We start from the raw sequence: 12958 nt of genomic DNA on the forward strand, positions 1-12958 counted from the left end.
ATTTCTTTTAGGACTTTTAGCCCATGCAATTTCAATTCAACGCTCTGCGACGCTCCTTGGTTCTGGCGCTCGGCCTGGGGGCGGTAACCCTGGCAGCCCACGCCCAAAGTTCGGCCGACAGCCATACGCTGGTCATCTACAACGCCCAGCACGTCACGCTGACCCAGGCCTGGGTCGATGCCTTCACCAGCGACACCGGCATCAAGGTGGTGGTGCGCAATGGCGGCGATGCCGAGCTGGGCAACCAGATCGTGCAAGAGGGTGCTAATTCGCCCGCCGACATTTTCCTCACCGAAAACTCCCCCGCCATGGCCTTGGTGGATAACGCCAAGCTGTTCACCCCGCTGGACCCGGCCACCCTGGCGCAAGTGCCGGCCGAGTTTCGCCCGGACCATGGCCGCTGGACCGGCATTGCCGCCCGCAGCACGTTGCTGGTCTACCGCAAGCTCAAGTTTCCGTCCAAAGACCAGTTGCCCAAGTCTTTGATGGACCTGGCCGACCCGGCGTGGAAAGGCCGCGTAGCCGCTGCGCCTGCGGGGCCTGACTTCCAGGCCATCGTCAGCGCCGTGTTGCAGCTCAAGGGCGAAGCCGCTACGGCGGCCTGGCTCACCGGCTTGAAAACCAACGTGGTCACCTACCGCAGCAACAGCGCCGCCATGAAGGCCGCAAACGACGGCGAAGTCGACACCGCCATCATCTACCACTACTACTACCTGGGCGACATGGCCAAGGGCGGCGCCAACACCGAAAAACTCGGCACGCTGTACTTCCGCAACCAAGACCCTGGCGCGTTCCTCAGCGTATCCGGTGGCGGCATTTTGGCCTCCAGCAAGCGCCAGCCCCAAGCCCAGGTATTTATGAAATGGCTAACGGGTAAGGCCGGGCAAGACATTTTGCGCACCGGCAGCTCGTTTGAATACGCGGTCGGCGTGGGTGCGCAGTCCAACCGCAATCTGCTGCCGCTGCCCGAGCTGCAAGCCCCCAAGGTGGACATGTCCAAACTCAACACCTCCAAGACCACCGAACTGATGCTGAAAGCCGGGCTGCTGTAAGCCCTCCCCGCATCGCATCGCATCGCGCAGCGGCTTGCTATTCAAAATAGAGCTGCTTGCGCACCAGGAATAAGCGCCATCGGCCTGTTTCCTTCTCCATTTCAGCCTACCGCCCCCACGCAGTGCCGCCCACCCACGGGCTGGCACCGGGCGGCACCGGTGGGGGCCCGCACGCCGTGCAGCAAGCACCGTCGCGTACGTGCAACAAAATGTGTTTGATTTGAAGATTTTTGGGTTTGCCATGGGGATTTATGCCACATCGCAACAAGAATGATTCGCATTAATTTACAATCGTGCGGTATTTCTCACCCCAGCCAGCCAAGCCATTGAGACCCCTCAGGGTCTGCGCATTAGCCAGTCGTCACCCGCAAATCCTCTTAGGCGAATCTCCATGTCTCGACGCAAAACCTTCAAACAAAAAAGCACGCTAGCGCATATACAACCTGCGCAATTAGCTATAAAAACTGCAGCACCGTATGCGGTCTTGCCCATCGGCGCGATGATGCTGGCCGGCTCTATGGGTGCCATGGCGCAAACCGCTCCTACCGATGCCAAGACCTTGGCACCGGTGACGGTGAGAGAAAAGGCGGAAGCTCCCCAAGGTAAAGACTCGATCAAGGTGGAACGCACCACCATCGGCAAGGGCAACCAGGAACTGCGCAACATTCCGCAGTCGATCACCGTTCTGACCGAAAAGCTGATCACCGACCGTAATTTCGACACCATGAAAGACGTGCTGCGCAATACCGGCGGCATTTCGTTCCAGGCGGCCGAGGGTGGCGAAGAAGACATCAAGCTGCGCGGCTTCAGCCTGCAGGGCTCGGGCGACGTGTTTGTGGACGGTATCCGCGACCCGGCCTTCTACGAGCGCGATACCTTCAACGACGACCGGCTGGAAATCCTGCGCGGCTCCGCCGCCCTGCTGTTCGGCCGCGGCTCCACCGGCGGCGCGGTCAACCAGGTCAACAAGCAACCGCTGCTGATCAACCAGAACGAAGTCGATGTGACCCTGGGCAACCATGCGTACCGCCGTGCCACGGGCGACTTCAACATCAAGACCGGCGAAAGCTCGGCCCTGCGCATCAACGCCATGGTCAACAAGGCCGACAACAACGGGGCCGGCAGCAGCATCGACAAAACCGGCATTGCCGCCGCCTACCGCTTCGGCATCGGTGAAGTGGACGAATTCTCGGTCGGCTTCTACCAGCTGGAAAACAACAACGGCATCAACTACGGCATCCGCTGGATCAAGCCCACGTCGGCCTCGCCCACCAGCACCTCGCAACTCAACCCCAACCTCGATCCAGATGCCTACTACGGCATGGACAGCGACTACAACCATGGCCGCGCCACCTACGGCACACTGAGCCACGTGCACCGCTTCTCTGGCGACACCGAACTGAAAACCGTGGTCCGCAAGGGCCGCTACACCCGTGACCAGCGCGCAACCCTGTGGAACTTTGCCGGCGCTGCGGCCCAACCCAACGGCCAAGCGGTGGGGCTCGACAACTTCGGCCCCAATACGGTTCTGACACGTGCCGCACAGAACAAGGTGCAAGACCTGGACACCCTGTATGGCCAGTCTGACCTGAGCAGCAAGTTCGAGGCACTGGGCTACAAACATGAATTGCTGACCGGCCTCGACTTCGCCCACGAAGAGCGCACGGTCTATGGCACAACGCAGACCACCGCGCAAGCGACAGCCGCGGGCCTGAGCCGTCCCAACACCACGATAGGAACCCCTGACGACGGAGCCTCCATCCCTGAAGGCTCCCGCCTTTTCGGCATGAGCAACAACTACACCTCCAACGGCTATGGCATCTACGCCCAGGATTTGGTGCAGTTGGCCCCCATGTGGAAGCTGCTGGGTGGCCTGCGCTTTGACCACATGCAGGCCGACTACAACGCCTATACAGCGAGTACGGGTGTCCAGACTGGCAACTACAGCATGAACATTGCCAAGATCAGCAAACGCGCAGGCGTGTTGTTCCAGCCGAACGATCTGATGTCGTTCCACTTTGCCTACGCCACCTCGTTCAACACCTCCGGCGATGCCTACTCGCTGGGTGCCACGAACGCAGAAACCCCACCCGAAGAAAGCCAAAACCTGGAGTTGGGTGCCCGCATCGACTCGGCGGACAAACGTTTCACCACCCGCCTGGCCCTGTTCCAATCGACCAAGCTGCATGAGCGCAACACCGATCCGCTGATCCCCATCGCGATTCTGTCGGGCAAGCGCCATGCCCAAGGTCTGGACCTGGACTTCACGGGTCGCCTGACACCGCAATGGGAGGTTTTCGGCTCCTATTCGTGGATTCCGGTCGCCCGCATCGACATCGGCGCGCAAGGTGCGGAAGGCCAGGGCCAACGTCCGTCGCTAACCCCCAAGTACAGCGGCACGGTGTGGACCACTTACCAGATCACACCGCAAATCCGCGTAGGCGGTGGTTTGAACTTCAAGGGCAAGCAGCAACCTAACCGCAACCCGGGCTTCTTCTCGCCAGGCTACGTGACAGCCGACCTGATGGCCGAGTACACGGTGATTGAAGACAAATTCACCATCAAGGGCAATGTCAACAATGTGACCAACAAGCTCTACGGCGATGCGCTGTACACCTCCTTCTACGTGCCCGGTGCAGGCCGCACCATGCAGGTCACGGCCAAGTACAAGTTCTAAGCTGGCTGCTTTTGTCTTGATCACCACAAGCCGCCCTGACCGTGATGGTGAGGGCGGTTTTTTACGTTCCAATACCGCCATGCTGCTGCACATTCCCAAGATCCTGAGCCCCGAAGAAGTTCTGCACGCCCAAAGCCTGCTGGCCAACGCCCCTTGGGCCGATGGCCGTGCCAGCGCGGGCAGCCAGGCGCAGGCGGTTAAAAACAACGAACAGCTGCCGCACGACTGCGATGCCGCCAGCCAGATCCGCGCGATGCTACTGCGCGGGCTGGACCGCAACCCCACCTTCTTCTCCGCCGCCCTGCCCAAGCGCGTGTTCACCCCGCGCGTCAACCGCTACAGCGGTGCCAGCAACTTCTACGGCGCGCACGTGGACAACGCTGTGCGCTTCGCCCCCGACACCGGGCAGCGCGTGCGCACCGATATCTCCGGCACCTTGTTTTTGAGCGAACCCGATAGCTACGACGGCGGCGAGCTGGTCATCCAGGACACCGCGGGGCCCCAGCGCGTCAAGCTGGCCGCTGGCAGCCTAGTGCTGTACGCAGGTACCAGCGTGCACCAGGTCACGCCCGTCACACGCGGCACCCGGCTGGCCTGCTTCTTCTGGATCGAGAGCATGGTGCGCAGCCAGGAGCAGCGCCAATTGCTGTTTGACCTGGACATGGCCCTGCTCAGCCTGCGCCAGCAGCACGGCGAAGGCCCCGAGACCACGGCATTGACCGGCACGTACCACAACCTCCTACGCATGTGGGCTGACACATGACCGCCCCGTCGGTCGAAACCATTCCCCCCGGTGTCGTCACGCTGGAAGACCACGCCCGCCACGCGCAGACGGTGCTGGACGCGAATGCCTGGGCCTATTTCAGCGGCGGCGCGGGCGATGAAATCACCGTGCGCGCCAACCGCTGCGCCTGGGATGGGTTGCAGCTCTACCCCCGCGTGCTGCAGCCACTGGCCGGTGGCCACACCCGCGTTAAGTTGTTGGGCCGCACCCTGGCGCACCCGATTCTGCTGGCCCCGGTGGCTTTCCAGCGCATGGCCCACCCGGACGGCGAACTGGCCAGCGCCTATGCCGCAGCGGCGCTGGGCGCAGGCATGGTGCTCAGCACGCAAAGCAGTTTTGCTATGGAAAAAGTAGCTGCCGCCGCAGGTAATGATTGCGCCAGAGGCCCTTTTTACTTCCAACTTTATCTACAGTACGACCGGGCGGTCACCCTGGAACTGGTGCGGCGCGCCGAACAGGCCGGGTTTGAAGCCCTGGTGTTGACGGTGGATGCCCCCACCCACGGTGCCCGCGACCGCGAGCGCCGGGCAGGTTTCAAGCTGCCTCCGGGCGTGTCGGCTGTGCACCTGGCCGGGCTGGCACCGGCACCCAACGTGGCGCTGCAGCCCGGCCAAAGCGCCTTGTTCGACGGCCTGCTGGCCCACGCCCCCACCTGGGACGACGTGGCCTGGTTGCAAGCCCACACCCGGCTGCCGGTGCTGCTCAAAGGCATCTTGCACCCGGCCGACGCGCGCCAGGCCGCGGCGCTGGGGCTGGCCGGCATCATCGTCTCCAACCACGGCGGACGCACGCTGGACACCACGCCCGCCACCGCCGCCGTGCTGCCGCGCATCAAGGACGCGGTGGGCGCGCTGCCGGTGCTGGTGGACGGCGGCATTCGGCGCGGCACCGACGTGCTCAAAGCAATGGCCCTGGGGGCCAGCGCCGTGCTGATCGGGCGACCTTACGTGTACGGCCTGGCCAACGCCGGTGCGGTGGGCGTGGCCCATGTGCTGCGCCTGCTGCGCGACGAACTGGAGATCGCCATGGCCTTGTGCGGCTGCAAAACCCTGGACCAGGCCAGCGCCGCCCTGTTGTTGGAAGGGAAATCAACGATAGGCATTGCAAATGCGACGGATTCGTATTTATAATTGCGACATCTTCTCAACCGCCAGCCAATGTGCTCGCCGCCATGATTGTTTGTGTTTGCCAACGGGTTTCTGACCGCGAAATTGCCCGCCACGCGCGTGCCGGTTTCGGGTTTGACGACATCCAGCTCGAACTCGGTGTGGCCACCCAGTGCGGCCGCTGCGAAGGCTGTGCGCGCGACATCGTGGCGCAGTGCAATGCGTCGCACCCCGTTGCCGCCATCCAGCTCGCCAGCAGCATTTTGGAAAGCCGGGCATGGAACTCTTCTCCTCCCTCTGCGGCAGCCTGATCTTTGTGCTGGGCTCGGCCTGGTGGATCTTTCGTAAATAAATTTAGTTGCGCCCTTGCGCCGTGCGTCCGTTGACATAAATGGCGATGCTTGGCCGTGGCCCCATTTTTCGCATGCCGTATGAATAGCACCTTGTCTCCCTCTCCCGCGCCCCGCTTTAGCCGCAATGCCCTCATCGTGGGCAGCGTGCTGGTGTTCCACGGCGCTGCGCTGTGGGCGCTGCAAAGCGGACTGGTGCGCCAGGCCATCGAAATCATCGTCCCAGTGGAAATGCTGGCCGAGATGGTGGAGCCGCCCAAGCCCAAACCACCGCCCCCCGCGCCGCCCGCTCCGGTAAAGCAGCAAGTGGTTAAAACCAAGGCCCCGACGCCACCGCCCGCGCCCCGGCCGATGGCGATTGCCGACCCCACGCCGACACCCAACGCACCCACCGGCGTGACCACACCACAGCCCCCCGCGCCCCCTATCGCCGAACCCGTAGCGGTGGCACCTGCCGCGCCGCCCGCAGCACCACCTGCGCCCCCGCGCATCGTGCTGCCGTCCAGCGATGCCGACTACCTGAACAATCCCAAACCCACCTACCCGGCCATGAGCAAACGCCTGGGCGAACAGGGCAAGGTGCTGGTGCGGGTGTTTATTGGTATCGACGGCATCCCCGACAAAGCCGAGTTGAAGCGCAGCAGCGGCTATGACCGGCTGGACCGGTCGGCGCTGGAATACATCCTGAAATGCCGCTTTGTGGCGGGCAAGGTCAACGGTGTGCCCCAACCCATGTGGTACGAGGCCCCGGTTAACTATGTTCTCGAATAATTTTTACTTTTGGAGTTTTTAATGGAATCGCAATTCGGTATCGCCAACGTCTGGACGCAAGGCGACTTTGTCACCAAAACCGTGGCCATCATTCTGCTGGCCATGTCGCTGGCCTCGTGGATCGTCATCATCATCAAAGCGCTGGATGTCTTGAAGTTCAAAAAACTGGCGGGTAGCGCGGCCGATTTCTGGCACAGCGAAGACTTCGCCACCGGCCTGAAAAAGCTGGGCGATGACCCGACCAACCCGTTCCAGCAATTGGCCCTGGAAGGCCGCGAAGCCACCGCCCACCACCGCAACACCAAGGCCCATCTGCACGACAGCCTGGACGTGAGCGACTGGGTGACGCGCTGCCTGCGCAACAGCATGGACGAGTTCACCGCCAAGCTGCAATCCGGCCTGGCCATCCTGGCATCGGTGGGCTCCACGGCTCCCTTTATCGGCCTGTTTGGCACGGTTTGGGGTATTTACCACGCGCTGCTGAGCATTGGCCTGTCCGGCCAATCGACCATCGACAAAGTGGCCGGTCCGATTGGCGAGGCGCTGATCATGACGGCCCTGGGCCTGGCCGTGGCGATTCCGGCCGTGCTGGGCTACAACGCCCTGGTGCGCGGCAACAAATCCATCCTGATCAAGCTCAATAGTTTTGCCCACGACCTGCACGCCTACTTTGTCACCGGGGCCCGCGTGGCCACCGGCAGCGCAGCGAATGTCGTGCCCATGAAAAAAGGGAGCTAAGCCATGGCTTTCGGAACCCAAGACGAACCCGATGAGGTGATGAACGAGATCAACATGACGCCCCTGGTGGACGTGATGTTGGTGCTGTTGATCATCTTCATCATCACCATCCCGGTGATGAAGCACGCCGTCAACATCGACCTGCCGCGCGCCACCAACCAGGTGCAGGACGTGAAGCCCGAAACCATCCGCCTGAGCGTGGATGCCCAGGGTGCCTACTGGTGGAACGAAAACCAGGTGGCCGATGCCGATCTGGTGCCCATGCTGCAAGCCGAGGCCGCCAAAGAACCGCAGCCCGAACTGCACATCCGCGGCGACAAGGACGTGCGCTACGAGCGCGTGGCCCAGGTGATGGCAGCGGCGCAGCAGGCAGGCGTGAAGAAGATCGGCTTCATCACCGAGCCGAAGGCAAATTAAGCTTTTTTGTAGAAAACTTCACGAAAGGTGTTGCGATTTAATTGAGAATGGTTATCATTAACCAATCGAAAAATCTTGCACATACCCTTCACCAAGGAATTCACCATGTACGCAACCCTCTCAGCCCGCCCCCAGTTCAACCCCACCTCGGGCGAGAACGCCAATGGCGTGCTCCAAGGTATGGACATGGGCAAAGCCGCACCCAAGCTGGCCTCCGCAGTGGAAAGCCGGGACCTGCTCAAAGGCCAAAAGGCCGTAGAGATCCTGCACAACGGCGCCATTTACCGCCTGCAAAACACCAAGCTGGGCAAACTGATCTTGACGAAATAAGTTTCATCGTGGGGCGATCCGCAGACTTCACCAAGAAGTCTGAGAGGATCGTTTTTGCTAGCCAACGGCAAGGGGCATCAGTCCTTTGCCGACTAGCCATGCTTTTTTTCCCACACCCCTCCCCCTATTCAAACCCAGCTCAAGGCTTTAACGCCGGGTGCACTACCGGATACCGGGCCCGCGCTTCCAGCGTGTCCAGATCGATGTGGTTGCGCATGTAGCGCTGGCTGGCCGCCTGGAACGGCTGGTGGTCCCAGTACTGCGGCACGCCCCGGTTTTGTGCCGCGTAGTGGAAGCGGCGGCGGCGCTGGCTGGCCACCACTTCGGTACGCAATTGCGGCAGGTTCCAGCGCGCAGCCACCTCGGCCCGAAAGGACTGCAGCAGGTCTGCACTGGCCGGGTCGGTGGCCAGATTCTTCAGCTCATTCGGGTCCGCCTGCAGGTCAAACAACTGGTCCGGGTCGCCGGGTGAATGCACGAACTTGTGCACCCCACGCCGCAGCATGACCAGCGGGGCCACGGCCCCCTCGCCCAAATACTCGCCCACCACCTCGTCGTGCCCGCCGGTGCCGACAAGGTGCGGCCAGACGCTGCGCCCATCCAGTGCCTCGGGGGCGGCCGGGGCGACACCGTCAAACGCCATGTCCACCAAAGTGGGCAAGATGTCCACCAGCGACACCGATGCCGCCACCCGGTGCGCTTGGAAACGCTTTGGCGCGTGGACGATCAGCGGCACGCGGCAGGCATTTTCAAAAAAGTTCATCTTGTACCAAAGCCCGCGCTCGCCCAGCATGTCGCCGTGGTCCGACAGCAGGATGACGATGGTGTTGTCGGCCTGGCCGGTCTGTTCCAGCGTGCGGCGGATTTTGCCGATCTGCTCATCCACGTACGACACCGCGCCGTAGTAGGCGTGGCGGGCGTTGCGGGTCTGCTGGGCGCTGATGGGTGCATTGTCCATGTCGCTGACGTGGCGCAGACGTTTTGAATGCGGGTCCATCTGCGCCGGGTCGATCGGGGCCACGCGCGGCATGTCGATGTCTTCATCGCGGTACAAGTCCCAGTACTGCTGCGGAATGGCGTATGGGTCGTGCGGGTGCGTCATCGACACCACCATGCAAAAGGGCCGCGCGTCGTCGTCGCGCACGATGTCAAACAGCTTTTGCTGCGCCAAAAACACCACTTCTTCGTCGAAATCGAGCTGGTTGCTGCGGATGCAGGTGCCTGCGTCGGTGACCGAACCCATGTTGTGGTACCAGCTGGGGCGCAGCTCGGGCTGGTCCCAGTCGGGGGTCCAGCCGAAGTCGGCGGGGTAGATGTCGGTGGTGAGGCGCTCTTCAAAGCCGTGCAACTGGTCGGCCCCGCAAAAATGCATCTTGCCCGACAAAATGGTGCGGTAGCCCGCGTGGCGCAGGTAGTGGCCGAAGGTGAGCACCTCGCTGGGCAGCTCGGCGGCGTTGTCATACGCGCCAATCGCCGAGGGCAACTTGCCCGCCATGAACACATAACGCGACGGCGCGCACAGCGGGCTGTTGGTGTATGCCGATTCAAACACCACGCCGCTGGCAGCCAGCGCGTCGATGTGCGGGGTTTTGCTGACGGTGTTGCCGTAGGCGGCCAGCGCCGAGGGCGTGAGCTGGTCGGCCATCAGTATCAAGATATTCGGTTGTGCCATACGATCTTTCACTCCAAACATAATGGGGGTTTATGCAAAAAATGCAGTCTACGCAGGTGGTATCTGCACGTGAAGACTTTCATTTCTTATACATCCATTAACATTGCTTATGGCAACACCGCGCCGCCTCCCGCCCCTGCAAAGCCTGGTCTTTTTTGAGGCCGCCGTGCGCCACCTGAGCTTTACCGCCGCCGCGCTGGAGCTGGGCACCAGCCAGCCCGCCGTGAGCCAGCGCATTGGCCTGCTGGAAGAAGACTTGGGCGTGCCGCTGTTCAAACGCGGGCACCGGGGCGTGTCGCTCACCGCCGACGGGCTGCAGTTGTTCAACGCCGTGCGCGACAGCCTGGGCAGCATTGGCGAGGCCGCCGCCCAGATCCGCAGCCGCCGCGCCCGCCAGGTGCTGACGGTGGCCACCGACTTCGGTTTCGCCGCCTACTGGCTGATGCCTCGGCTGGCCGCGCTGCGGGCGCTGCTGCCCAACCTGGACGTGCGCATCGTCACCACCCAGGACCCCTTCGACATCCGTGGCGAGCCGGTAGACATCGCGATTGCCTTTGGTGCGGGCCCGTGGCCGGGCTGCACGGCGGTGCCGCTGTTTCCGGAAATCGTGGTGCCGGTGTGCAGCCCCGGTTTTTGGGCCGCACACGGCCTGACGGGGCAGGCTGCCGATCTGGCCAAGCTACCCCTGCTGCATCTGGAAAGTGCCGAGCCGCTGCGCTGGCTGGGCTGGGAAAACTGGTTTGCACTGCACGGCGTGGCCACCACCGGCGAGAGCCACGACCTGACGCTGAACAACTACCCGCTGGTGATCCAGGCCGCGATTGCCGGGCAAGGCCTGGCGCTGGGCTGGACCCCGCTGGTGGACGACCTGGTGCGCAACGGCCAGCTGGTCGCCGCCTTTGCCCAGCCCGCTACCACGGCCCACGGCTACTTTCTGGTGCAACCCACCGCGCAGCGCACGCCCGAGTCGGTACAGCGCTTCAGGCAGTGGATCGTGGGCGAATGCGCAAGCGCTTTGCTGCACAGTCCATTTTTAGATAAAAAAGGCCTCTAGCGCAGGTAGCACCTGCGCTGGCAGCTATCAAAATAAGAGTAATTACAAGCCGATGGCGGCAATACCGGCCTTGGCGATTTGCGCGTCTTCGGGCGACTTCACGCCGCTGACACCCACGGCACCGATGCAAAAACCGTCTTTCATGATCGGCACGCCGCCTTCGAGCAGGCCTTCCACAAAGGGAGCGGTCAGGAAAGCGGTGCGGCCACCGTTGATGATGTCCTCATACACCTTGGTTTCCTTGCGGGCCAGCGCAGCCGTGTGGGCCTTGGCGGGCGCAATATGCGAGGTCAACGCCGCCGCACCATCCAGGCGCTGAAAGTGCAACAGGTGGCCGCCGTCATCGACAATGGCGATGGCCACCGCCCACTGGTTCTTCAGCGCTTCGGCTTCGGCTGCAGCGGCAATGGTTTTCACGTCGGCAGATTCGAGGACAGATTTGGTTTTCAAGGCAGTTTCCTAATGGATGGTGAAGGCCAGAAGCATAACGGCAGCATGCATTTTTTGCGGCAGTGCAGCATGAAAATCCGCCGGTTTTGGCCTGGGTCTGTCCAGTACCCCCATGAAAAATAGGTCGTCCCGGCGGCAATATTTCTGCTTTGCCCTTGAATCGTCCTAGAATTTCCCCATCTGCTTTGCAGACTTTGAAGGACAACTCCTATGAACGACCGTTACACCAGCGCAGGTTTTGGCTTCGGCGCCAACCCCGTCGCTTTGCAAGAGCAGCGCAACCGCGTGATGCGCAACACCTACTGGCTGCTGGCCCTGAGCCTGGTGCCCACGGTGCTGGGCGCTTGGATTGGCGTGGCCACCGGCATCACGCAAGCGCTGCACGGCGGCTTGGGGCTGGTGGTGTTCATGGGCGGCGCGTTCGGCTTCATGTACGCGATTGAAAAGACCAAGAACTCGGCCGCCGGGGTGCCGGTGCTGCTGGGCTTTACCTTCTTCATGGGCCTGATGCTGTCACGCATGATTTCCCAGGTGCTGGGTTTCAAGAACGGGCCTGACTTGATCATGACCGCCTTTGCGGGCACGGCAGGCGTGTTCTTGGTGATGGCCAGCGTGGCCACCGTCATCAAACGCGACATCTCGGGCATGGGCAAATGGCTGTTTGTGGGCGTACTGGTGCTGCTGGTCGGCAGCGTGGTCAACATTTTTGTAGGCTCCACTGCGGGCATGATGGCCATCTCGGTAGCGGCCATCGGCATTTTCAGTGCCTACATGCTGTACGACCTAAAGCAGATCATCGACGGCGGCGAAACCAACTACATCACCGCCACCTTGGCGCTGTACCTGGACCTGTTCAACATCTTCCAGAGCCTGCTGGCCTTGTTGGGCATCATGGGTGGCGAACGCGACTGACCGCCCGGTCAGTACCCTTGCCAAAGGCCCTTCGGGGCCTTTTTCTTTGGCGGCTACCAAACTAAGGTTCAATGTTAGAAGCCAGAAGCCGATAATCTGGATACCGCTGCTTTTGAACCGCCCCATGTCCACCCGCCACCTCCTCGTCTCTTGCGCCGTCCTGCTGCTGGCAGGCTGCGAGATCCCGGGTGTCTACCCCGACCCCAAGGTGTTGGCACGCGAGGCCGATGCCAAAGCCACGGGCGGTGCCTGCCGCCACGCTCTGCGCGGCATCGAAGACTGCTACACCTTGAATCCCAAAGCCTCCAAGGCCGCGGTGTTTGAAGGCTGGAAGGAAATGGATACCTACATGCGCGAGAACAAGATCGAAGGCGTGGCCTCGGTCGTCAAAGTGCCTGTGGAAGGCGAGGCCCCGGCCGAAGAAGCCGTCGCCACCACCAAAGAAGAAGCCGCCCCCAAGGCCAAAGAACCCCGCAGCGGCAAAGCCAAAGCGTCTTAGGGTTCTTAAGCTTCCAGCTCGAACACCGCCATGCTTTCCACGTGGGCGGTGTGCGGGAACATATTCACCATCCCAGCCGAGACACAGCGGTATCCCGCCTGGTGCACCAGCACGTCGGCATCGCGCGCCAGCGTGGCCGGGTTGCA

14 protein-coding genes are annotated in these 12958 nt (G+C 62.1%); 12 read left to right on the forward strand and 2 right to left on the reverse strand.

What is annotated here, in order from left to right:
- The first annotated feature begins 23 nt into the window (after window positions 1-23).
- The 9 genes from ABI213_RS06075 (at window position 24) to ABI213_RS06115 (ending at window position 8225) form a co-directional block, all read left to right on the forward strand.
- Window positions 24-1052, forward strand: coding sequence for an iron ABC transporter substrate-binding protein (locus tag ABI213_RS06075; protein ID WP_348007620.1), 1029 nt, complete (start codon window positions 24-26; stop codon window positions 1050-1052).
- A 391-nt stretch (window positions 1053-1443) separates the two neighbouring features.
- On the forward strand, window positions 1444-3729 hold the full coding sequence (locus ABI213_RS06080) for a TonB-dependent siderophore receptor (protein WP_348007619.1): 2286 nt from the start codon (window positions 1444-1446) through the stop codon (window positions 3727-3729).
- A 79-nt stretch (window positions 3730-3808) separates the two neighbouring features.
- The gene (locus ABI213_RS06085; protein ID WP_348007618.1) at window positions 3809-4492 is read left to right on the forward strand and encodes a Fe2+-dependent dioxygenase; all 684 of its coding nucleotides are present in this window, start codon (window positions 3809-3811) and stop codon (window positions 4490-4492) included.
- A complete protein-coding gene (locus tag ABI213_RS06090) occupies window positions 4489-5643 on the forward strand; it encodes an alpha-hydroxy acid oxidase (RefSeq protein WP_348007617.1) in 1155 nt (384 codons plus the stop codon). The genes ABI213_RS06085 and ABI213_RS06090 overlap by 4 nt, the downstream gene beginning before the upstream one ends.
- A gap of 41 nt (window positions 5644-5684) precedes the next feature.
- Window positions 5685-5930, forward strand: a complete 246-nt coding sequence (locus ABI213_RS06095; RefSeq protein WP_348007616.1) for a (2Fe-2S)-binding protein — start codon at window positions 5685-5687, stop codon at window positions 5928-5930.
- Window positions 5931-6050: 120 nt separating this feature from the next.
- Complete coding sequence (locus ABI213_RS06100) at window positions 6051-6740, forward strand: TonB family protein (RefSeq protein ID WP_348007615.1); 690 nt, start codon at window positions 6051-6053, stop codon at window positions 6738-6740.
- A gap of 21 nt (window positions 6741-6761) precedes the next feature.
- Window positions 6762-7478 (forward strand): MotA/TolQ/ExbB proton channel family protein, encoded by a 717-nt coding sequence (locus ABI213_RS06105; RefSeq protein WP_348007614.1) that lies wholly within the window; start codon window positions 6762-6764, stop codon window positions 7476-7478.
- Between the two features lie 3 nt (window positions 7479-7481).
- Window positions 7482-7895, forward strand: a complete 414-nt coding sequence (locus ABI213_RS06110; protein WP_348007613.1) for a biopolymer transporter ExbD — start codon at window positions 7482-7484, stop codon at window positions 7893-7895.
- A gap of 105 nt (window positions 7896-8000) precedes the next feature.
- Window positions 8001-8225: a hemin uptake protein HemP gene (locus ABI213_RS06115; protein WP_348007612.1), complete on the forward strand. Its 225-nt coding sequence runs from the start codon at window positions 8001-8003 to the stop codon at window positions 8223-8225.
- A gap of 139 nt (window positions 8226-8364) precedes the next feature.
- Here ABI213_RS06115 and betC read toward each other — a convergent pair whose 3' ends face one another.
- Entirely contained in the window at window positions 8365-9897 is a 1533-nt protein-coding gene (betC, locus tag ABI213_RS06120) for a choline-sulfatase (protein WP_348007611.1), read from the reverse strand.
- A gap of 109 nt (window positions 9898-10006) precedes the next feature.
- Here betC and ABI213_RS06125 point away from each other — a divergent pair, with 109 nt between their 5' ends.
- Window positions 10007-10951, forward strand: a complete 945-nt coding sequence (locus tag ABI213_RS06125) for a LysR substrate-binding domain-containing protein (RefSeq protein ID WP_348007610.1) — start codon at window positions 10007-10009, stop codon at window positions 10949-10951.
- Window positions 10952-10993: 42 nt separating this feature from the next.
- On the opposite strand, the gene ABI213_RS06130 is transcribed toward ABI213_RS06125, so the two are convergent.
- A complete protein-coding gene (locus ABI213_RS06130) occupies window positions 10994-11401 on the reverse strand; it encodes a heme-binding protein (protein WP_348007609.1) in 408 nt (135 codons plus the stop codon).
- Window positions 11402-11611: 210 nt separating this feature from the next.
- Here ABI213_RS06130 and ABI213_RS06135 point away from each other — a divergent pair, with 210 nt between their 5' ends.
- Both ABI213_RS06135 and ABI213_RS06140 read left to right on the forward strand, forming a co-directional pair.
- The gene (locus ABI213_RS06135; RefSeq protein WP_348007608.1) at window positions 11612-12313 is read left to right on the forward strand and encodes a Bax inhibitor-1 family protein; all 702 of its coding nucleotides are present in this window, start codon (window positions 11612-11614) and stop codon (window positions 12311-12313) included.
- Window positions 12314-12437: 124 nt separating this feature from the next.
- Window positions 12438-12812 carry a hypothetical protein gene (locus tag ABI213_RS06140; RefSeq protein WP_348007607.1) on the forward strand — a complete coding sequence of 125 codons (375 nt, stop codon included), beginning with the start codon at window positions 12438-12440 and terminating at the stop codon, window positions 12810-12812.
- Window positions 12813-12958 lie beyond the last annotated feature (146 nt).

The sequence above is a fragment of the Rhodoferax sp. genome (assembly GCF_039922535.1).
Lineage (GTDB): Bacteria > Pseudomonadota > Gammaproteobacteria > Burkholderiales > Burkholderiaceae_C > Rhodoferax_B.

Coding starts and splice junctions, on each gene's coding strand:
- ABI213_RS06095 (WP_348007616.1), top strand. CDS start 5,685: ATGATTGTTTGTGTTTGCCAACGGGTTTCTGACCGCGAAATTGCCCGC.
- ABI213_RS06090 (WP_348007617.1), top strand. CDS start 4,489: ATGACCGCCCCGTCGGTCGAAACCATTCCCCCCGGTGTCGTCACGCTG.
- ABI213_RS06135 (WP_348007608.1), top strand. CDS start 11,612: ATGAACGACCGTTACACCAGCGCAGGTTTTGGCTTCGGCGCCAACCCC.
- ABI213_RS06075 (WP_348007620.1), top strand. CDS start 24: ATGCAATTTCAATTCAACGCTCTGCGACGCTCCTTGGTTCTGGCGCTC.
- betC (WP_348007611.1), bottom strand. CDS start 9,897: ATGGCACAACCGAATATCTTGATACTGATGGCCGACCAGCTCACGCCC.
- ABI213_RS06105 (WP_348007614.1), top strand. CDS start 6,762: ATGGAATCGCAATTCGGTATCGCCAACGTCTGGACGCAAGGCGACTTT.
- ABI213_RS06115 (WP_348007612.1), top strand. CDS start 8,001: ATGTACGCAACCCTCTCAGCCCGCCCCCAGTTCAACCCCACCTCGGGC.
- ABI213_RS06110 (WP_348007613.1), top strand. CDS start 7,482: ATGGCTTTCGGAACCCAAGACGAACCCGATGAGGTGATGAACGAGATC.
- ABI213_RS06125 (WP_348007610.1), top strand. CDS start 10,007: ATGGCAACACCGCGCCGCCTCCCGCCCCTGCAAAGCCTGGTCTTTTTT.
- ABI213_RS06080 (WP_348007619.1), top strand. CDS start 1,444: ATGTCTCGACGCAAAACCTTCAAACAAAAAAGCACGCTAGCGCATATA.
- ABI213_RS06140 (WP_348007607.1), top strand. CDS start 12,438: ATGTCCACCCGCCACCTCCTCGTCTCTTGCGCCGTCCTGCTGCTGGCA.
- ABI213_RS06085 (WP_348007618.1), top strand. CDS start 3,809: ATGCTGCTGCACATTCCCAAGATCCTGAGCCCCGAAGAAGTTCTGCAC.
- ABI213_RS06100 (WP_348007615.1), top strand. CDS start 6,051: ATGAATAGCACCTTGTCTCCCTCTCCCGCGCCCCGCTTTAGCCGCAAT.